At 41.2% G+C, this 20,957-nt stretch carries 14 protein-coding genes; 4 read left to right on the top strand and 10 right to left on the bottom strand.

Going from position 1 to position 20,957, the window contains the following annotated elements; genetic code table 11:
* Positions 1-120: 120 nt before the first annotated feature.
* From D8852_RS04960 to D8852_RS04930, 7 genes are all read right to left on the bottom strand, one after another.
* A complete protein-coding gene (locus tag D8852_RS04960) occupies positions 121-7,443 on the bottom strand; it encodes an SIALI-17 repeat-containing surface protein (RefSeq protein WP_125425206.1) in 7,323 nt (2,440 codons plus the stop codon).
* Positions 7,444-7,612: 169 nt separating this feature from the next.
* Positions 7,613-8,434, bottom strand: coding sequence for a phosphate ABC transporter ATPase (locus D8852_RS04955; RefSeq protein WP_125425205.1), 822 nt, complete (start codon positions 8,432-8,434; stop codon positions 7,613-7,615).
* Between the two features lie 52 nt (positions 8,435-8,486).
* Positions 8,487-9,260, bottom strand: coding sequence for an HAD hydrolase family protein (locus D8852_RS04950; protein ID WP_125425204.1), 774 nt, complete (start codon positions 9,258-9,260; stop codon positions 8,487-8,489).
* Between the two features lie 4 nt (positions 9,261-9,264).
* Complete coding sequence (locus D8852_RS04945; protein ID WP_000057228.1) at positions 9,265-10,122, bottom strand: bifunctional methylenetetrahydrofolate dehydrogenase/methenyltetrahydrofolate cyclohydrolase; 858 nt, start codon at positions 10,120-10,122, stop codon at positions 9,265-9,267.
* 149 nt (positions 10,123-10,271) lie between these two features.
* Complete coding sequence (locus tag D8852_RS04940) at positions 10,272-10,592, bottom strand: TfoX/Sxy family protein (protein WP_000168521.1); 321 nt, start codon at positions 10,590-10,592, stop codon at positions 10,272-10,274.
* A gap of 33 nt (positions 10,593-10,625) precedes the next feature.
* On the bottom strand, positions 10,626-11,360 hold the full coding sequence (locus D8852_RS04935) for an amino acid ABC transporter ATP-binding protein (RefSeq protein ID WP_125425203.1): 735 nt from the start codon (positions 11,358-11,360) through the stop codon (positions 10,626-10,628).
* Entirely contained in the window at positions 11,360-12,043 is a 684-nt protein-coding gene (locus tag D8852_RS04930) for an amino acid ABC transporter permease (RefSeq protein WP_038804981.1), read from the bottom strand. The genes D8852_RS04935 and D8852_RS04930 overlap by 1 nt, the downstream gene beginning before the upstream one ends.
* A 190-nt stretch (positions 12,044-12,233) precedes the next feature.
* On the opposite strand from D8852_RS04930, the gene D8852_RS04925 reads away from it, so the two are divergent.
* The 4 genes from D8852_RS04925 to D8852_RS04910 all read left to right on the top strand — a co-directional run bounded on the left by D8852_RS04925 (position 12,234) and on the right by D8852_RS04910 (position 15,904).
* On the top strand, positions 12,234-12,464 hold the full coding sequence (locus D8852_RS04925) for a DUF1797 family protein (protein WP_000443579.1): 231 nt from the start codon (positions 12,234-12,236) through the stop codon (positions 12,462-12,464).
* A 239-nt stretch (positions 12,465-12,703) separates the two neighbouring features.
* On the top strand, positions 12,704-14,962 hold the full coding sequence (locus tag D8852_RS04920; RefSeq protein WP_125425202.1) for an ATP-dependent Clp protease ATP-binding subunit: 2,259 nt from the start codon (positions 12,704-12,706) through the stop codon (positions 14,960-14,962).
* Positions 14,963-15,093: 131 nt separating this feature from the next.
* A complete protein-coding gene (locus tag D8852_RS04915; RefSeq protein ID WP_125425201.1) occupies positions 15,094-15,546 on the top strand; it encodes an NUDIX hydrolase in 453 nt (150 codons plus the stop codon).
* A gap of 58 nt (positions 15,547-15,604) precedes the next feature.
* On the top strand, positions 15,605-15,904 hold the full coding sequence (locus D8852_RS04910) for a DUF1827 family protein (RefSeq protein WP_125425200.1): 300 nt from the start codon (positions 15,605-15,607) through the stop codon (positions 15,902-15,904).
* A 66-nt stretch (positions 15,905-15,970) separates the two neighbouring features.
* Here D8852_RS04910 and metK read toward each other — a convergent pair whose 3' ends face one another.
* The 3 genes from metK to D8852_RS04890 form a co-directional block, all read right to left on the bottom strand.
* Positions 15,971-17,161 carry a methionine adenosyltransferase gene (metK, locus tag D8852_RS04905; RefSeq protein WP_125425199.1) on the bottom strand — a complete coding sequence of 397 codons (1,191 nt, stop codon included), beginning with the start codon at positions 17,159-17,161 and terminating at the stop codon, positions 15,971-15,973.
* Between the two features lie 585 nt (positions 17,162-17,746).
* Positions 17,747-19,090, bottom strand: coding sequence for a DEAD/DEAH box helicase (locus D8852_RS04895; RefSeq protein ID WP_125425198.1), 1,344 nt, complete (start codon positions 19,088-19,090; stop codon positions 17,747-17,749).
* Between the two features lie 273 nt (positions 19,091-19,363).
* The coding region (locus D8852_RS04890) for an SHIRT domain-containing protein (protein WP_185755583.1) at positions 19,364-20,957 on the bottom strand (1,594 nt) is incomplete at its 5' end.

Raw genomic sequence — 20,957 nt, 5'->3', positions numbered from 1 at the left:
ATTTTTACTAGTAAAGACGGAGAGGCCTAATCGGTCCTCTCCATCTCTTCAACTCATTTATCGATGTGATTTTTTATCATCGACCAAGCTATACCAATAGGATAGCATTAGACGCACAAACTAATCCTCTTTTCGTTTTGCAGTTAATAGGGCTGCTGACAAGGCCAAGCTAACACCTGCCAAGAAAATAGCTGTTTCAGATTCTCCCTCACCTGTTTCTGGTAATCTATTTTGCTCTTCTTTTACTACTGAAACATTTGGTTTTATAGTCTGGTCATGAGCTAATAGCTCTACTGGATAATCTGGTTTTTCAAGAACAGGCGCTTCCTCATTTCCTACCGTGGCTAGAACACCATGATACTCTGGAAGTTTATGTTCTAGAGCCATTACAGCATTAACGCCACCCTTAAATTCAGGTTTCTCAACGCTTGGTGCCGCTTGATCTCCTACAGTAGCAAGAGTTCCTGTGTATTCTGGAACTTCGTTTACTGCTGCTTCTACAAAGTTAGCACCTCCTTTGAATTCTGGAACTTCATTGACTGCTGCTTCTACAAAGTTAGCACCTCCTTTGAATTCTGGAACTTCATTGACTGCTGCTTCTACAAAGTTAGCACCTCCTTTGAATTCTGGAACTTCGTTTACTGCTGCTTCTACAAAGTTAGCACCTCCTTTGAATTCTGGAACTTCATTGACTGCTGCTTCTACAAAGTTAGCACCACCTTTGAATTCTGGAACTTCATTGATTGGAGCTGGCTCCTCGCCTTTACTACTTGAAATAGATGCTTTCACTCCTACTTCAACAATGCGATCCTGAGCCTTTCTTTCTTCAGAATGAACAAGACTTCTAGTAGTACCCAAAACTTGAATATAGTCAACTTTTTCTCCATCTTGTCCTTCAGAAACGATACGACGTTGACCTTGAGCAAGTTCAGGGTTTTCACGAATAACTTCTTTAAACGGAAGCGGAGTCTTTTCAATTTCCAAACTTGGAGTTTCTGCTACTAAGTTCTTAACGCCTTCTGTTGGTGTTGTTTGGAAGGTAGACTTAAAGTGTAAACGATATTCTTTCACCAGATTTCCATCTTTGGAAACAAGACGAACCAGTGTTGGAAGATTGGCATTTCCAGAATCCACAACTGTAACTACTCCATGTCCACTAGTTGTTGCAGTGACTTTTGGTTTTGAACCCATTGTTGTTAGAGTGTAATCTGTCACATTTGGATCAAAGTTTTCCAATGCTTTTCCGTCGATCGAAATAGTCGCTGATGGTGTTTCCACTTCTGATCCCTTGCCTGCAGAGTAGGCTGTAAATTCTACAAGTGCAAGACCATTGGTGGTAGCCTTACGAGTCATGCGCGCACGAATAGCTGTCGTTTGAACCGGTTCAAAGTTAAACTCGATTGGTTTACCAGCTACTAATTCTCCAGAAGCTTTGTAAGAAATTGGTGCCCAATTTTCTGCCTTGTTAAATGGATGATCGGCATTTTCTTCGTAACGAGAAATCGTACTTGGTTCTGTAAAAGCAGGACCAATATATCTTTCTAGAACCATTTTCTCTGGAGCATCTGTGCCACTATCTTTAAAGAACTGAATGGCTACTTTCCCAATAGATTGAGAAGCAATTTTTCCATCCTTCTTAAAGAGTAATCCAACAGAAGTTTCTTGATTTTTCGGAGTACGAGACCAGTTTGTCCAACGTCCATCTTCATTGTATTTTCCATCATTGATATAGAAAATTCGATCATGTGAAGCTGCTTGAGTATCGTTCGTTGTCGAAGCAAAGGCTTTAGAATCAGTTTCATTGTTGCTTGGATTTTCTGAAATGACTTGATTGCCTTTAGAAACAACTGTCACCTGCATTTTAGTCGTTAGATTTGTACCAATGACATGACCGGTAACTTCAAATGTTCCCTCATGCTCTGTCGCATGTTCAGGAATAGCATCCCACTTCACTGCAAGTTTATCTGTAGTCCAATTAGTTGAAGTTGGATAATAAACATTTACTTCTGAAGGAAGTTGAAGATTGTCTCCAACATTCAAGATTTTAGCACTGTTTTCTGCAGCAAGAGGTTGACTAGTTTCTCTCTCATCATTGCGGAAAATTCGATATTCTTTCAACACCGTACCATCTTCTGCTTTCAAGATGAGACGTGTTACACCTTTTGGACTTGTTGCAGGAACAACTGTTACCAAACCATTATTGCTAGCTGTTGCTGTGATTTCTTTGCTAGATTGAGGAATATAGTAATCTGTCTTAGATGGATTAAAATGTTCAAGATCCTTGCCATCTACCTTGATAGAAATCTCTGAACTTGTTTCACTTAAGACCTTGTTTCCAAGCACAGTTAGCTCTGTCAGACCAACACCTGATGTTCCATCTGCTTTCTTCATACGAATACGAACAGCGTAGGTTTCGACCTTGTCAAATGTGAAGTGATTGGTTTGAGTTGCAGACAGCTGACTTGGAGCATGTAAGTTTTCAACTGCTTTCCAATTGTCTGGATTATTAAATGGATGATTGCTATCTCGTTGCGCATGACTGACATCACTTGGTAAATCTGGAATTTCTTTACCTACATAATATTCAACTACATATTCTTTTGGAAGACCAATTGCTCCATCAGTATAGAAATCAACCGACAAATTGTTGACAAAACGCTTCGTCAAGTCTCCTGAATTACCAAATAAGATAGAAGCCCAGTCATTATCAGTATTTGTTCTCCAAGTAGTCCATCTATTTTTAGCATCTGATGGTGTTCTTGATACAGTCAAATCGTTCAAGGTGTTGGCTGTGTCATCTCCTCCTGTATTGGATACAATGGCAGCTGGTAATTGTGAACCTGTCCATTGTTTAGAGATATTATTTCCAGCAACCACTTGACTAGACACTCGAACATGAGCTTTAGTTGTCAGATTGCTACCTACTAAACGACCATTGATTTCATAGATCCCTTCAGTTTGACTAAAGTTGGCTGGAACCTGATCCCAAACAACATCTTTGTAGATAGTTGTTCCGTTAGAATGGTAAGCCCGGACATTAGCTGGCAATTGAACCGTCTCACCCTTAGGTACTGTGAGACTGATTTCCTCTGCAACTTGCAATCCTTCAACCGTTACAGTCGCTTGAGCTTCAATATCTGTGCCTTCCACATGTCCTTTAAGCGTAAAGCTATGATAGTGCCCCAACTCTTTTTCATCTACCTTATCCCAAGCTACAGATACTTTGCGTGGCAAGCCCTTATCAAATTCTGCTCCAACTTCTTTAGGTAGATTCGGTTGCTGATTGATATCTGTAGAAACAGACACAGGATGAAGTTTCACAATCTTCTTGCTGACTTTATTTTCTTTAATCACCACTTCAGTGGTTACAGATTCTGTTTTCTCTGTTTGATTATCGATTCGAGGTGTCAAAGTCACTCTTCCCTTAGTATAGAGCAATAGATTCTGACCATTCACCTCAAGATGTCCCCCATCAGATGATTTAGCTTCTAAGTGAATATCTGAAGCCGAAAACTCTGTTTGTGAACCATCCTCATAACGACCAATGACGTGATAAGTTAATACTTGATCTTCAGTGGCAGTTTCTTTTCCTTCTACAACCACTTCCAAACGTTTCAAAGCAGGAGCTTCCTTCACAAACTGAATTAAGTAAGTTTGAACCAAGTCACCCTTTTGGTCACTCAAGAAGACAGAAGCCTGATAACCATTATCAGCAGAAGCTTGCTGAACAGTTACTTGATATCCGGTAGTCTGAGCTCCAACACTTGGAATAGTTGCAGTGTAAGGAAGGGATACACGGTAATAGGTCTTGCCAGACTCAAAATTCTCAAGAGCTTTATCCCTAACAGTAAGTCCTGTAATGCTACTTGTTGTTTCCTTACTACTTGCGATAAAGGTTGCAGTCACTTCACGGTCGTCATCTACCAATTTACCAGTAGCCTCCGTACGTCCACCTTCCTTGTTCAAAGCAGCAGGGTCTTTCAAGGTCCAAGAAACAACATCAGTATCAATCAAGCTACCATCTGTCAGAACAGCTGTGACCGTTTTATCCAAATCAGCCGCATTCGTTCCAACTGGGACTGTAGCAACTTTTGGTAACCATCTATCTAAAGCAATCACTTTAACAAGTGCCTCAGCTTTAGTTTCCAAACCTTCTACACGTCCAGATACTTTTTTCTCACCTGCGCTTGTAAGCAAGTCAGATGGCATTTCCCAAGTTACAGTCTTTTCCTCAACACTACCGTCACTATAAATAGCTGTTACTGTTTGAGGTAATTCAGGATTTGTCGTCACATCAGTTGTTGCTTTTACAGGAGCAAAGGCTACAAAGTGACGATTTTCTTTCTTACCAGACACCGTTGCGACCGTTGCGCTATCAGATGTCAAACCAGCAGAATCTGCATAAAGAGTAAATTTACCTTCTTTTTCTGTTGATTTTACAATGACAACCCCTTTACCATTGAAAGCACGTCTTTGCCATGTTCCATCTGCTTGAGCTTTGTAGCGTTCACGACTAGCTTGTTCTCCATTATCCACACCAACGATTTGTCCTTGACCATGAAGATTGAAATGAACAAGATTGTTAGCTGTAGGAACCACATTACCATCGCCATCAACAATTTCATAATGGATGTAGGATAGGTCCTTTCCATCTGCAGTGATAACATGCTCTTCTTTAGTCAGACGAACTCTTGCTGGCTCCCCAGCAGTTGTCACACTATCACGCGCAATTTCGTTGCCATTTTCATCTCGAGCAATCGCAGTCAGTGTGCCTGGTTGGTATTTCACAAGCCACTCAAGATACAATTCACTTGGTTTAGCTCCCTCATGATATGGACGTCCATCTTCTGTCCTTTTCTTAGTAAATTCCTTTTTACCAAGCGACTCTCCATTTAAGAACAATTCGACGCTTGCAGCATTTGAGAAGGTACGAACCGGAACCTTTCCATCAATCAGCATCTTGCGATCCTTAAGGGTCTCTTCAGTCCAATTCCAATGTGGTAAAATGCGAACAGTTGGCTTTTCTTTAGCACTATACCATTCACTACGGTAAAGGTAGAAATCATTCTTTGGTAAACCAGCTGTATCAATAATACCAAAGTAAGAGCTCTTGACAGGTGTACTATCTTGGTTATGCCATGGAGTCGGTTCTCCAATATAGTCAATTCCTGTCCAGATAAATTGTCCAGCATAGCCAGCACGATCACGGTCAAAAGTCCATGATTCAGTAGCTGTTCTTCCCCATCCAACACGGTCATTACCATAGTCAGATTGTTCATAGTGACGATTTGGACGATTGTCATGTCCAAGGATTTGAGCAGGGTTATAATAAGAATCACGCGTCCTAGTAGCTGAAGAAGTTTCAGAACCATAAATGAGCCAGTCTGGATGCGCTCTACGAACAGCATCATAATTACGTTCACCATAGTTCATACCGACAGCATCCATAATTTCTGCGAGTTTCAAGAAATCACCTGTCGCCGCACGACTAAATTTGTTTTCCCCCATGGTTACATAACGCTCAGTATCAATCGCTTTGATAACTGCCTTCAAGCGTTTAGCAGTTTCGATAGAACGAGGACTACCATTTGCCTCCTCTACCTCATTTCCAAGAGACCACATGACGATAGACGGATTGTTCTTATCACGTTCTACCATTGTTCTGAGATCAAAATCAGACCACTTCTCACCCTTCTTAGCCTCCGGATGAGTTGCATCTTGATCAAAGAACCGTCCATAGTCGTAAGTCTTCTTGCCACCATACCAAGTATCAAAAGCTTCCTCTTGAACCAAAAGACCTAAACTAGCTGCAGCATCAAGCAACTGAGGACTCGCTGGATTGTGGGTTGTTCGAATAGAGTTAACCCCCATATCTTTCAAGAGTTTTAATTTACGATAGGTAGCCTTATAATTCTCTTCTGCCCCCAAGGCTCCATTGTCATGGTGAATACTTACTCCGTGGAATTTCATGCGTTCACCATTCAGAGAGAAACCTTCCTTAGCAGTCCAATTGAAATAACGGTAACCAAATGTATCTTCTGTTACATCAACTAGTTGACCTTCTTTATAAACCTTTGTTTTCAACACATACAGTTGAGGATGATAACTTTTTGTCGTCCAAAGAGTTGGTTTATTAACTAGGATTGTTTGTCTGAAATCTGCAGTTTCATTTTCTGCTAAATTCTTCGTTTCAGAGCGGACTAATTCTGAAACAACCTTACCTTCCTTAGTAAAAATTTGTTGTTCCACAAAGACTTTAGCAGCCTTCTTATCCGTATTTTTAATCTTACTTTGAACCTGTGTTTCAACATTCCCTTCTTTTTGCTCAGCAAGTTTTGGAGTAGTGATATGATTACCATTTTCGGCAACATGGACTTTATCACGATAACTAAGGGTTACATCACGATAAATCCCACTTCCTGAGTACCAACGACTACTTGGTTGCTTATTGGTCACTTGAACAGTAATTGAATTTTCACTACCATCCTTGTTTAAAAATTCTGTGATATCATATGAAAAATGATTATAGCCACTTGGATAATGTCCGACAAATTTACCATTTACATAGACCTTTGAATCCATGTAAACCCCATCAAAATTGATACGAACATCCTTATTCTTGTCTGCTTCGTCTAATGTGAAAGTCTTACGATACCAAGCTGTTCCACCATTTAACTGCCCACCTTCATTACGAGCGGGAGACTTGTGATCAAAGTCAAAATAAATACTCCAATCATGAGGAAGATTCAATTTAGACCAATCATGAACATCCACATCTTTTTTTGAAAAATCTCCTTGGGCATTTAGTTTAAAATACCAATCTTTATTAAAATCTTGTTTTCGTTCCGATAATAGCTGTTTTTCCTTTTCAACTTCGGCTTTGTTTGACTCTCTAGACAGCACCAGCACTTGCGATTTTTCAGAAGAAGGTTTAATCTCTGTGTCTGCTTTCACTTGGTCCTTTTCAGAAGTTTTTTTAGAATCCTCTTTCACTTCTGTTCCAGCTGTTACTGCAGATTCAACAGGCTTTGGATTTGCCTCTTCAGATTTCTGTTTGTTATCAGCCTTGTTTCCTTCTTCTACTTTATTTGGAGTTTCCCCTTTAGGACTAACCAATTCACGACTACTCTCGTTAATAGGTGTAGTAGGTTCTGTATCCTTAGTCACTTTGTCTTCTGCCGATTCAGCTTTTGGTTTTACAAACTCACGCCCACCATTCTCATCAGCCTTTGCAATAGCAGCTGCCACATCATCGGGAAGCTTATCTAAAGGTTGAGCTTGATGAACAGTTGTTTCTTCTGTTTTAGCATTGGATGAAGCCACCTCCTCAGCTTGTACAGCAGAAATACCAAATATACTAGCCCCAATCATTACAGATGCCGCACCTATTGCAAATTTACGAATGCTATAATGACAACGTTTATCAAAAAGTCTTTTGTTCATTAAAATCCTCATTTCTTTTTCTTGATACAAAGTAAGCGTTTACTTTATTTTAAAAAATAACCTCCTTCTGAATACACAAACAAGTACCAAGTTCGATAATATATTTTATATATTAAATATATCAAAATACACCTAAAATTGCAATCACTTTCATCGTTTTTTTCCTCAACTATCCTTTACCTGATTGTTTTAAGACAATCCGATACACTTTTTTAGTCCACTCTTCCAAACCTTCTCCATCATGGTCAAGATAATACACCCTATCTAGTAATCGACTTGGAATAATATTTTCAAAGTGGCTCTTATTATGAGTTGGAATAATGCAAATATACAACTCACTAAATAAATTAAGCATGTCCTTAATTTTTGCAACATGGTAACCATCAAAAATATAACCAGGAACTTTAATCAAATCTGTATAGATAAAATGAAAACTCACTCCAGGAATAAACTTGTCTTGTAATTCTTTCTCTGAAGGAGCTCGACCTAATAAACGCTCCATCGCTAATCGATAACCAGAACTTGTATTTGACCATCCTAACATGACATAGTCAAAATAATCTTTCGGATCAGATGCAGCATTTCGACTATCCAAAACCAACCCCTCAGCATCTCGACCAAAGGCTTTCACTGCAGATAAGAGCTGACCAGTTTTAAGAATAGAAATCGCTGCGTCTATAGTCGTAGTATGGCTACAGTAGTCTGAAGTCACTAACCTCTTATGTAGATCATAAGTCGAGGCTACTCTTTTATCTGTAGGGGTAAATGGTGGCAGAAAAGGATGCTGACAGAGGTAATCTAAAATTTCTTTTTTTAAACAAGAATCAGTACACTCGATACTTGTTTGACGTTTATGAAGTTTTTCGTAAGCTATAAATTTAGCAATTTTTTCTAATTCCCACTCTTGAATATTTGGATAATCAATTAGTGCTAAGTGATATATTCCATCCCATTGCAAACTATATTCTCCATTATAAATTTTTAAAATCATCTAACCACCTCACTTTACTATACTACAAAAGGAGGTTCAGACCTCCTTTTATCTATTTTCCCTTAAATTCCGCAAAGGTCTGTAAAATTTTAGCTGCCACTGCTGGAGAAGGTTCTCCTTTTAGCTCAAATGTTTCATCTGCATATGGAGTAAGGACTGCGAAATTTCCTATCTGGACTGAATAGAGGGATGTTTTAAACAGTTCAATATCATTTTGGTCATTTCCAAAAGCAATGAAGTTCTCTCCACACAACTTTTCAACAGTTGTCGCCTTATGAGTATCCCAGGGATTGACATAAAGACACTTTTCATGAGCATGATAAGACAGATGAGCCTGCCCCAGTCTTTCTAACTGACCAAGCAGGTCATCAAGTAAATCCTCATGGTCTCCCATATAAACGACTACCTTAATCGGAGTACCCAAGTCCTCAAGTTTCTGATGACGAGCTACCTTTAGGGGGTCCACACTGGAGAAAAATGGAATCTTCTCCACAATCTGACCACTATAGTCAAAGCAATCATCTACAAAGAAAGGGAGATTATAAGTCTGGCAATAATCCACTAGCGCCTGATAAACTTTAGCATCGAGATTCCTTTCGAAGATAGCCTTCCCCAGATGATAGGCTACGCCTCCATTCAACCCTATGACCAAGCGCTGACTGAGTTCGGAACCTAATAAACCCAAACAATCCCGATAAGAGCGAGCTGAGGCAAACACAAGCTCATGACCATAATCTTCAGCCTTTAAAAGAACCTGCTGAATCTCCTCGTCTATGGTCATGTAGTCAAAAGATAGCGTTCCATCCAGGTCAAATACGAATTTCATTTTCCTAGTCCTTATTTAGTGTTCGAAGCGCTGACTGATAGGTTTGCTCCATTAGCATGGTAATCGTCATAGGACCAACTCCACCCGGTACAGGTGTGATGTGACTGGCAAGTGGTGCAACGGCATCATAGTCAACATCTCCACAAAGCTTGCCATTTTCATCACGGTTCATCCCTACATCAATGACAACTGCCCCTGGTTTGACAAAGTCAGGAGTCACAAACTTAGCGCGACCGATTGCAACCACAAGAATATCCGCCTTAGCAGCAACCTTAGCAAGATTATGGGTGCGTGAGTGAGTCAAAGTCACAGTCGCATTTTTAGCCAAAAGAAGCTGAGCCATCGGCTTTCCAACAATATTCGAACGACCGATAACAACCGCATTTTTACCTTCCAACTCAATCCCATATTCATGAAACATCTCCATAATTCCTGCAGGTGTCGAAGGAATCATGACTGGATGACCTGACCAGAGGCGTCCCATGTTTAGCGGATGGAAACCATCCACGTCTTTTTCTGGGTCAATGGCTAATAAAACCGCCTCTTCATCGATATGTTTTGGTAAAGGTAACTGAACCAAAATCCCATGCCAAGCTGAATCTTGATTGTATTTGGCAATCAAGTCTAACAATTCCGCTTGGGTAATGGTCTCTGGAACTCGCACTACTTCACTACGGAAGCCAGCAGCGAGAGCTGACCGTTCCTTGTTGCGAACGTAGACTTGACTGGCAGGATTGTCCCCCACCAAAATCACCACCAAGCCTGGAACTAGACCTGTTTCTTCTTTTAGTTTGGCAGTCTTTTCAGCCAACTGCCCTTGTAACTTAGCTGCAAGAGCCTTCCCATCAATAATCTGTGCCATATTTCTTCTCTTTTCTATCAAATATCCTCTATTATATCAAAAAATACCTTGGCATTCTAACACTTCTTGACTAATAGACCTTATAGTTTGAAACTATAAGAAAAAGCTCTTATCGAGCTTTTAGTGCCTATTTATCTTAGGCAAGTTTATCATGCTTTCTTTTTGACCTTGGGAGCAGGCAAAACTTCGTACATATCCTTGATTAGTCTCGCTAGAAATGACTTATCTTCAAGGTCTTCTAGTAAAATCATCTCCTTGGCTCCTTCATAAGGACGTTCAAGTCTTGTCTGGCCCAGTTGATCCAAGACCACCTTCACAGGCTTCAGTAACAGACGATTATCATAGATTCCCCCAATAATCTTCCCACGATAATAAAGGATATACTCTCCCATCATTGGACGATAACTCATCTCCTCTAACTCCGATAGCTGATCGAGAATAAAGGCTAAACATTCTTTACTTGAAGCCATGATTTCTACTCCATTTCTTCTAAAAATGAGGTCTTACAAAACCTTACTTAAAAATTCCTTGGTCCGTTGTTCTTGGGTATGGTCAAAAATCTCTTCTGGCCTTCCATCTTCAACAACAACCCCATCCGCCATAAAGATAACACGGTCTGCCACCTCACGCGCAAAACCCATTTCATGAGTCACAATCACCATGGTCATCCCTGACTTGGCGAGGTCTTGCATAACAGATAGAACTTCGCCAACCATCTCAGGGTCTAGGGCTGAAGTCGGTTCATCAAAGAGCAAAACGTCTGGCTCCATTGCCAGTCCACGTGCGATAGCAATCCGTTGTTGCTGCCCACCTGACAAACTCTGAGGATAGGCCGTCGCCTTATCTGGCAAGCCAACTTTTTCTAGCAGTTCCTGAGCTCTTTTCTCCGCTACTTCCTTGCTTTCTCCTTTGGTTTTTATTGGTGACAAGGTGATATTTTCCATCACCGTCATATTGGGAAAGAGGTTGAATTGTTGGAATACCATGCCCATCTTTTCACGCATAGCAAAAAGATCATTCTTCTTATCCGTAATATCAACTCCTTCAAAGATAACCTTTCCCTTACTTGCTTCCTCGAGAAGATTCATCGAACGAAGGAAAGTTGATTTCCCACTCCCTGACGGACCGATAATTACCACAACTTCCCCTCTTTTGATCTCAAGGTTGATTCCTTTCAAGACTTCATTCTTCCCAAAAGACTTATGTAGTTCTTCAATTTTAATCAAGGTTTCTGTCATTATTTCTTGTCTCCTTGTCCAATGTAATTTTCAAATGCCTTCAAAGCCACTGTCAAAACAGAAGTCATAATCAAGTAATAAAAGGCTGCAAATAAGAGAGGCGTTAGAGGTAGATAGGTCGTCGTTGCTACCGTTGTAGCTCCATTCCAAAGTTCCATGACTCCGATTGTTGACAAAAGCGAACTATCCTTGATAATGGTGATAAATTCATTTCCCAGAGCTGGAAGAATATTCTTGATAGCTTGTGGCAAAATGACATAACGCATGGCATTTTTCGGACGAATCCCAAGAGAGTATGCGGCCTCTAACTGACCTTTAGAAACCGCATTGATCCCCGCACGAACAGTTTCTGAAACGTAAGCTCCACTGTTCATCGAGATAATCAGAATACCAGGAATCAAACGAGAAAGATCAACTCCTAAAATTCCCACTTGAATAGTCGGAGCATTGATATGCATAAGAGCAAAGGCAATCATAATCTGAACCATCATCGGTGTTCCTCGGAAAATCCATACATAGATATTCGCAAACCAGACAAGAGGTTTAAAACGTGAGCGTTGAGCAAAGGCCAATAAGACACCTAGAATGGTACCGAAAAAGACTACCAGAATTGAAATCACTACAGTGATAAGAGCTCCGTAATTAAAATAAGGTAAATACTTTGGTAAAAAGGAAAAATTCATATAAACTCAGCTTTCTAAACATTAGTTTGTATGATTATAACATATCTTGAATTAAAATTCAATATTTTTTCACTGATTTTCACCAATAATTTTATGCAAAAGAGAAATAGCGAGAAATCTTAGTTTTTTCTAGTCAAGTCCCCGTGGTTTATGGTAAAATAGTAACGATAAGAAATGGAGGAGAATCATAATGGAATCACATTTGGTTAGAATCATCAACCGCCTAGAAGCTATGACAAAAGATGGCGGAAATCTAAAACGTAATTTTGAACGTGAAGGAGTTGTTGTTGCAGAAGTTGCATACAGCTATGACGAAGAAAATGGATCACTCTTCACCCTTCGCGATGTTGAAGCACGTGAAACCTATACCTTTGATAGTATTGACTTGATTGCAATGGAGATCTACGAACTCCTTTACTAATAAAAAATCAGCAGGGAAAACCTGACTGATGAACGAGAATCCTTTTTGTGACTACAAATGGGATTTTTTCTTACCTTCAAAGTCGCTTGATTCTCCATGAATCTCTCTTATAAAAACGACCACTTCCCAATCTTTTTACTTGCTTTACACCTTAATCATGCTATAATGAGAGTATAAAACTTTGACTATTTTTGACCTTTTTTCTTGGGCCAAGGATAAGAATGAAATGAGGTAGATGTATGCTCTGTCAAAACTGTAAAATTAACGACTCAACAATTCATCTGTATACCAATATTAATGGACAGCAAAAGCAAATTGACCTCTGTCAAAATTGCTATAAAATTATCAAAACGGACCCAAACAATACCCTCTTTAAAGGAATGACTGACTTGAACAATCGTGACTTTGATCCTTTTGGAGACTTTTTCAATGATTTGAACAATTTCAGACCTTCTTCCAATAACGTTCCTCCAACTCAATCAGGTGGAGGATATGGAGGAAATGGGGGTTACGGACCTCAAAACCGTGGCCCACTTCAAACACCTCCTAACCAAGAAAGAGGTCTCCTAGAGGAATATGGTATCAACATAACCGAGATTGCCCGTCGAGGAGATATTGATCCTGTTATTGGTCGAGATGAGGAGATTATCCGCGTTATCGAAATCCTCAACCGTCGAACCAAGAACAATCCAGTCCTTATCGGTGAACCTGGTGTTGGTAAAACAGCCGTTGTTGAAGGTCTAGCCCAAAAAATCGTTGATGGTGATGTTCCCCATAAACTCCAAGGTAAGCAAGTCATCCGTTTGGATGTGGTCAGCTTAGTTCAAGGAACAGGGATTCGAGGCCAATTTGAAGAACGCATGCAAAAGCTCATGGAAGAAATCCGCAAACGCGAGGATATCATTCTCTTTATCGATGAAATCCATGAAATTGTCGGTGCAGGATCTGCTGGCGATGGTAATATGGATGCAGGAAATATCCTGAAACCAGCCCTTGCCCGTGGTGAATTGCAATTGGTCGGTGCTACTACTCTCAATGAATACCGCATCATTGAAAAAGATGCTGCTTTGGAGCGTCGTATGCAGCCTGTCAAGGTAGATGAACCAACTGTCGAAGAAACAATTATCATCCTCAAAGGAGTTCAAAAAAAATACGAAGACTACCATCACGTCAAGTATACTGATGCTGCTATCGAAGCTGCTGCGAATCTTTCCAATCGCTATATCCAAGACCGCTTCTTGCCAGACAAGGCTATTGACCTGTTAGATGAAGCTGGTTCTAAGATGAATCTGACGCTGAACTTTGTTGATCCTAAAGTGATTGACCAGCGTTTAATTGAAGCTGAGAATCTCAAGGCTCAGGCTACTCGAGAGGAAGACTTTGAAAAGGCTGCCTATTTCCGCGATCAGATTACCAAGTACAAGGAAATGCAGAAAAACAAGGTGACTGACCAGGATACTCCTATCATTAGCGAGAAAACCATTGAGCATATCATTGAGCAGAAAACCAATATCCCTGTTGGGGAGTTAAAAGAAAAAGAACAGTCTCAGCTCATCCATCTTGCAGAAGACCTCAAGGCCCATGTTATCGGACAAGACGAGGCTGTCGATAAGATTGCCAAAGCCATTCGTCGTAATCGTGTTGGACTTGGAACTCCAAATCGTCCAATCGGTAGTTTCCTCTTTGTCGGACCAACTGGTGTTGGTAAGACAGAACTTTCCAAACAACTAGCTATTGAGCTCTTTGGCTCTGCTGACAGCATGATTCGCTTTGATATGAGTGAATACATGGAAAAACACAGCGTAGCTAAGTTAGTCGGTGCCCCTCCAGGATATGTCGGCTACGATGAAGCAGGTCAATTAACAGAAAAAGTTCGTCGCAATCCCTACTCTCTCATCCTTCTCGATGAAGTGGAAAAAGCTCACCCAGATGTCATGCACATGTTCCTTCAAGTCTTGGACGACGGTCGTTTGACAGATGGGCAAGGACGGACAGTTAGCTTTAAAGATGCTATCATTATCATGACTTCAAATGCCGGTACTGGTAAAGCCGAAGCCAGTGTTGGTTTTGGAGCTGCTCGTGAGGGTCGAACCAACTCTGTCCTCGGTGAACTCGGTAATTTCTTTAGCCCAGAATTTATGAACCGTTTTGACGGCATCATCGAATTTAAACCTCTCAGCAAGGACAACCTTCTCCAAATCGTCGAACTCATGCTAGCGGATGTCAACAAACGCCTCTCTAGCAACAATATCCACCTCGATGTGACAGACAAGGTCAAGGAAAAGTTGGTTGACTTGGGATATGATCCAAAAATGGGGGCGCGCCCACTCCGCCGCACCATTCAAGACTATATCGAGGATGCCATCACTGACTTCTACCTTGAAAACCCAAGTGAAAAAAACCTCAAGGCAGTCATGACAAGCAATGGCAATATTCAAATCAAATCTGCCAAAAAAACTGAAAAAACAGAAGAGGTTACTTCTGAAAAAGAAGAATAAAACGACCTAACAGGTGCAGGAAGTCTAGCACTTTCTGCACCTTTTTTTACTAAAATAACTGTAAATTCTTGACAGCTTGCCCCTCGTCCATTATGATAATAATAAAGATACTAGAGAATGAGGAAAATGCAATGGCAAACCCAACTTTTGGTGAAAAAAAAGAAAATGTAATCTACCAGCCCCGCTATGGTATTTACGCAGTTATTCCTGATGCAGAAAAAAAACAAATTGTCTTAGTTCAAGCTCCCAATGGTGCTTGGTTCTTGCCAGGTGGAGAGATTGAAGCAGGCGAAGACCATCAAGAAGCACTGAAGAGAGAACTAATCGAAGAACTTGGCTTTACAGCTGAGATTGGAACCTATTATGGGCAAGCTGATGAGTATTTTTACTCTCGTCACCGTGATACCTACTACTACAATCCAGCTTATCTCTATGAAGCCACTTCTTTCCAAGAAGTACAAAAGCCATTGGAAGATTTTAATCATATTGCTTGGTTTCCTATTGACCAGGCAATAGAAAAACTCAAACGTGGTAGCCACAAATGGGGAATTGAAGCTTGGAAAATCCAGCATGGAATTGACTAAAATACACGATTTTATCCAAAAAGTGCTATAATAGAGTTAGAAAATCGGAGGAACTATTATGAAGCTTATCAACACGACTAATTCACACTCGCAACTTGTTAAAAGCCAATTAGAAAGTACTGACGCAACTCTTGTTGAGGTCTATTCTGCTGGAAACACAGATGTGATTTTCACACAAGCTCCGCTTCACTATGAAATCCTCATTTCCAACAAACACCGTGCTATTCGTGAACCAGAAATCGAAACCATTCAAGATTTCTTCATGAAACGCAAGATTGATAGACAAAAAATCGATGAAGCTAATATTAAGACGCTTTATTCAGATAAACTGATTGAAATTTCTATCCCTACAAAATAAGAAAGCCAGCATAGAGCTGGTTTTCTTTTGCAAAAAAGCTTGGTAATATTACCAAGCTTTTTCATTTTATTTCACAGCTTCTTTCAAAGCATCTACCTTATCCAAACGTTCCCACGGAAGGTCAATATCTGTACGTCCCATGTGTCCATAAGCCGCTGTTTGACGGTAAATTGGACGTTTGAGGTCTAGCATTTGGATAATTCCTGCTGGGCGAAGGTCAAAGATTTGACGCGCTGCTTTTTCAAGCTTGCTTTCAGCTACTGTTCCTGTACCAAAAGTATCGATACGAACAGAAACAGGCTGGGCAACACCGATAGCGTAGGCCAATTGCACTTCTGCCTTCTTAGCAAGGCCTGCTGCAACGATATTCTTAGCAATGTAGCGAGCTGCATATGAAGCAGAACGATCCACCTTAGTTGCATCCTTACCAGAGAAGGCACCACCACCATGACGAGAGTAGCCACCATACGTATCCACGATAATCTTACGACCAGTCAAACCTGAGTCTCCTTGAGGACCACCGATTACGAAACGACCAGTCGGATTGATGAAGAATTTTGTTTGTTCATCCAAGTAAGAGGCTGGAATCACTTCCTTAATCACCTTGTTAATGACGTCCTCGTGGATTTGTTCATTGCTAACTTCTGGATCGTGCTGAGTTGAAATAACGACTGTGTCCACACGTACCGGACGGTCATTTTCATCATACTCAACTGTAACTTGTGATTTTGCATCTGGGCGAAGATAGCTGATTTCACCAGACTTACGAAGTTCTGCTAAGCGACGAACCAACTTGTGGCTAAGTGAGATTGGCAATGGCATGAGTTCCTCTGTCTCATCAACCGCAAATCCAAACATGAGACCTTGGTCTCCAGCACCAATCAAATCAAGCGGATCTTGATCTGCATTCCCACGAACCTCCAAGGCTTCGTTAACACCTTGGGCGATATCTGGTGACTGCTCAACAAGTGACGGATGAACTCCCACCGTCTCCGCAGAAAAACCATACTCTGTATTGGTATAACCAATCTCTGCAATGGTATCACGAACCACACGGTTGATATCCACATAAGCATTTGTAGAAATTTCGCCAAAAACATGGACTGAACCAGTATACACAGCAGTCTCAGCAGCAACGTGCGCTTCTGGATCCTCTGTTAAAATAGCATCCAAAATCGCATCTGAAATTTGGTCTGCAATCTTATCCGGATGCCCCTCAGATACAGATTCAGACGTGAATAATTTACGTTCTGACATAAAAATGTCCCCCCTTAAAAAATATTGTTATAGAGTTACAAAGTACTGATAGGTATTCCTATAGTACGCGAAAGAAATAAAAACGATACTTTTTTATTTCTGAAGCTAGTAAGGCGCATAGGGTGATCGCATTATAGCGGCAACCGTAGAATGACGAGTGACTTTGGAGCCATCATTCTTTGCGAGTTACGAAGCGAAAGAAATAAAAACGATGTTTTTTTTATTTCTGAAGCTAGTAAGGCGCATAGGGTGACCGCTTAATAGCGGCAACCGTAGAATGACGAGTGACTTTGGAGCCATCATTCTTTGCGAGTTACGAAGCGAAAGAAATAAAAACGATGTTTTTTTTATTTCTGAAGCTAGTAAGGCGCATAGGGTGACCGCTTAATAGCGGCAACCGTAGAATGACGAGTGACTTTGGAGCCGTCATTCTTTGCGAGTTACAAAGTACTGATAGAAATTTCTACCATCTTATCGGGACTATATAACCTTATCATTATACCACTTTTTACTTTTTTTTGCAGTATTTTTGAAAAATCATAAAACAAAGTTAGAAAAAGGAGCCATTCAGCTCCAATTTTGTTCTTAGAATGTTTGGCGTTTGGCTTTTCGCTCAGCACGCCCACGTGCACGATTTTCAGCACGCTTGGTTTTGCGGCGTTTTTCATCCACCGCCCATTGAATCTTCTTCTTATAGCCAGGTTTGACTTTTTTCTTTTTCTTTTTAACCAAGCCAATCATTTCAATATCAAGCTTATCCTGCTTTTTTTCACGATTAGCACGACGATCACGGTCATAGGTATCTTGAAACTCTCCGTCTTTGACCATCTTAGGAGTAAACTTGATCCCTAATTTCTCCAACTCACGGATATCCGAGTCATCACTAGGCTGGTAAAGGGTAATCGCTGTACCAGGCAGTCCGTTGCGCCCAGTTCGTCCAACACGGTGAACAAAGAAGGACAAGTCTTGCGGAATGGCATCATTGATAACATGGCTGACCCCTTCAATGTCAATTCCACGCGCTGCCAAGTCTGTTGCAACAATGTACTCAAAATCCAGATTTTTCACCTGATTCATAATCCGTTTGCGTTCACGAGGGGCAATATCTCCATGAATCTTTGCTACCATCAATCCTTGAGCAGTCAAGTAGGCATATAACTCATCAGCACGTGTCTTTGTGTTAACAAAGATCATTGCCAAATAAGGCTGCATCAACTGAGTCAACTGGTAAATTTGAGCGTTCTTGTCACGGCCCTTGGTCGAAATCAACCAATTATCGATCGTATCTGAGATAACTGTCTTAGTCTTGATTCTTTCCATGACAGGATTTGACAAATATTTTTTCAAGAAGGGCTGCAACTTCTGTGGAATAGTTGCTGAAAAGACCATGAATTGCAAGTCTTTTGGAAGGCTTCCTGCAATCTTGTCAACTGTCTCCAAGAATCCCATATCCAAGGTCATATCGGCTTCGTCTACGACAAAAGTCTTAGCCTTGTGAATGGCTAAATCACCAGATTTGACCAAGTCATAGATACGCCCTGGAGTCCCGATGACAATATGGGGTTGGTTGCTGGCAAGTTTTTCAATCTGACGAGCCTTATCCGTACCACCAACATAGTTAACCACACGGACTTCGACATCTGAGTGAGCTGCAATCTGACGAGCCGCTTGGTAAATCTGAGTAGCTAACTCACGACTTGGAGCCGTAATGACCGCTTGCACACTATCGCTAGTTTCATCTAATTGCTGGAAAATTGGTAATAAGAAAGTATGAGTCTTTCCTGAACCAGTTTTTGACTCACCGACCAAGTCACGACCTGCCAAGACAATAGGAATTAACTTATCTTGAACCTCTGTCGGAGTTGTAAATTTCAACTCCTCCAAAGCCTTTTCTATATAGTTTTTAAACTGAAATTTCGTAAATGACATATTATCCTCGATTCTATTCTTCCAACCATTATACCATATTTTGTTCTTTTTCTGTAGCCACACTTATCTGACCAATCATAAGGCTCTCAACTTCTCCAAATACCAATCTTAGACTTGAGATCACACATTTGCTTTCTATCCAAAATGCAAAAAGAGAAGACCAAATTGGTCTTCTCTCAGCCTTTAGCTTGCGACTCAGATAGATTTGTCAAATAGTCAAGCAGGTGCTTAAGAATCTTTTAAAAGTCGAAAGTTTCTAGATAACATTAGTGCTTAATCATCTTTCCGCTTGCGACCAAGAAGCAACGCTGCTAGACCTGCAAGAAGAGAGCTAGCCATTAGACCAGTGAGTGAAAGCGGTGCAGTGCTACCTGTGTTTGGTAATGTAGCTTGTTTTGCCTTTTCTCCTGCTGGACTTTGAGCTGGTGGATTCTCTTCAGGTTTTCTTGGTTGAAGTCTATTTGTCTGATTATTATCAGCCCCCTGCTCTCCTCCTGGATTAACTGGTGGAACTGGATTTGGTTGAGGTACTGGTTGCGGAACCGGTTGTGGTTGTGGCGTTGGTGCAGGCTGTGGTTGTGGACTAGGATCTTGCTTAGCTTCAAAGACCCACTTACCGACGAAGGTTAGATTTGCCCCCTCTTCCACTTCTTGGTAACCTAGGAATGTCCATGTACCATTTGCAACAGCAACTTCTACAGGCATCGGTGCTTCTGGAACGAAAGCAATCGCTGCAGAAGAACTTGTAGTATATGTTCCACTTTGTGGAAGTAAGCTCAATACTTCTGCTGGCAAGTTGTTGTCTACTGTAGCACTCTCGAAGCGGTAAGTCACCTTATATGTTTCAGTCACCGGTGCAGGCAAAACATTAACTGGTACAGGAACTTCAGTAGAAGAACCATCTGGATAATCAACACGTACTTTACCAGTGTAAGTTCCTGGTTTTGTTGTATTAATTTGACCTGCAGGTGTGATATCAACTACCTTGGTGCCAGCTGGAAGGCTTGGCAAGTTCGTCACATTATCGGTCAAGTCAGGTGTTTCTCCAACCTTGATAGTTTCTTCCGTTACTTTAGGCGTATAAGTTTCAGCATTTGTCGGATTCGCCTTGAATTCCCATTTTCCTACAAACTCAACATTGGACTTGTTGACTACAGCGCTAGCTGCGTCGTAACCCTTGAAGGTCCAGGTGCCATCGTTCACACTATCTGTGTATGTAGTTTGAGATGGTTGCTGAGCGGAAACAGAGGCACCATTCACATAAGTTGCACTGTCGCTTGGGGTTAATGCTGTGATGGCTGCTGGAAGAGACTTCCCTGATGTTGCGCTCTCGAAGCGGTAAGTAGCTTGGTACTTGTTAGCTTCAAAGGACCATTTCCCTACAAACTCTACATTGGATTTGTTGACAACGGCGCTAGCTGCGTCATAACCCTTGAAGGTCCATGTGCCGTCGTTCACTGCGTCGGTGTATGTAGTTTGAGATGGTTGCTGAGCGGAAACAGAGGCACCATTCACATAAGTTGCACTGTCGCTTGGAGTCAAGGCTGCGATGGCTGCTGGAAGAGCCTTACCTGCTGTTGCGCTCTCGAAGCGGTAAGTAGCTTGGTACTTCTTAGCTTCAAAGGCCCATTTCCCTACAAACTCTACATTTGCCTTGTTGACAACGGCGCTAGTTACGTCGTAACCTTTGAAGGTCCAAGTACCGCCGTTCACAGTATCTGTGTAAGTGGTTTGGGCTGGTTGCTGAGCGGAAACAGAGGCACCATTCACATAAGTTGCACTGTCGCTTGGAGTCAAGGCTGCGATGGCTGCTGGAAGAGATTTCCCTGCTGTTGCGCTCTCGAAGCGGTAAGTAGCTTGGTACTTC

The organism is Streptococcus mitis (assembly GCF_003942695.1).
GTDB classification, from domain to species: Bacteria; Bacillota; Bacilli; order Lactobacillales; family Streptococcaceae; genus Streptococcus; species Streptococcus mitis_BD.
Note: the sequence above shows the minus strand (reverse complement) of the source record. Positions and strands in the feature narration are given on the sequence as shown.

Excerpts from the sequence above, each read along its gene's own strand:
- D8852_RS04925 (WP_000443579.1), top strand. The coding sequence starts at position 12,234 with ATGGAATCACATTTGGTTAGAATCATCAACCGCCTAGAAGCTATGACA.
- D8852_RS04910 (WP_125425200.1), top strand. The coding sequence starts at position 15,605 with ATGAAGCTTATCAACACGACTAATTCACACTCGCAACTTGTTAAAAGC.
- D8852_RS04940 (WP_000168521.1), bottom strand. The coding sequence starts at position 10,592 with ATGGCTTCAAGTAAAGAATGTTTAGCCTTTATTCTCGATCAGCTATCG.
- D8852_RS04935 (WP_125425203.1), bottom strand. The coding sequence starts at position 11,360 with ATGACAGAAACCTTGATTAAAATTGAAGAACTACATAAGTCTTTTGGG.
- D8852_RS04950 (WP_125425204.1), bottom strand. The coding sequence starts at position 9,260 with ATGAAATTCGTATTTGACCTGGATGGAACGCTATCTTTTGACTACATG.
- D8852_RS04955 (WP_125425205.1), bottom strand. The coding sequence starts at position 8,434 with ATGATTTTAAAAATTTATAATGGAGAATATAGTTTGCAATGGGATGGA.
- D8852_RS04960 (WP_125425206.1), bottom strand. The coding sequence starts at position 7,443 with ATGAACAAAAGACTTTTTGATAAACGTTGTCATTATAGCATTCGTAAA.
- D8852_RS04930 (WP_038804981.1), bottom strand. The coding sequence starts at position 12,043 with ATGAATTTTTCCTTTTTACCAAAGTATTTACCTTATTTTAATTACGGA.
- D8852_RS04915 (WP_125425201.1), top strand. The coding sequence starts at position 15,094 with ATGGCAAACCCAACTTTTGGTGAAAAAAAAGAAAATGTAATCTACCAG.
- D8852_RS04895 (WP_125425198.1), bottom strand. The coding sequence starts at position 19,090 with ATGTCATTTACGAAATTTCAGTTTAAAAACTATATAGAAAAGGCTTTG.
- D8852_RS04945 (WP_000057228.1), bottom strand. The coding sequence starts at position 10,122 with ATGGCACAGATTATTGATGGGAAGGCTCTTGCAGCTAAGTTACAAGGG.
- metK (WP_125425199.1), bottom strand. The coding sequence starts at position 17,161 with ATGTCAGAACGTAAATTATTCACGTCTGAATCTGTATCTGAGGGGCAT.
- D8852_RS04920 (WP_125425202.1), top strand. The coding sequence starts at position 12,704 with ATGCTCTGTCAAAACTGTAAAATTAACGACTCAACAATTCATCTGTAT.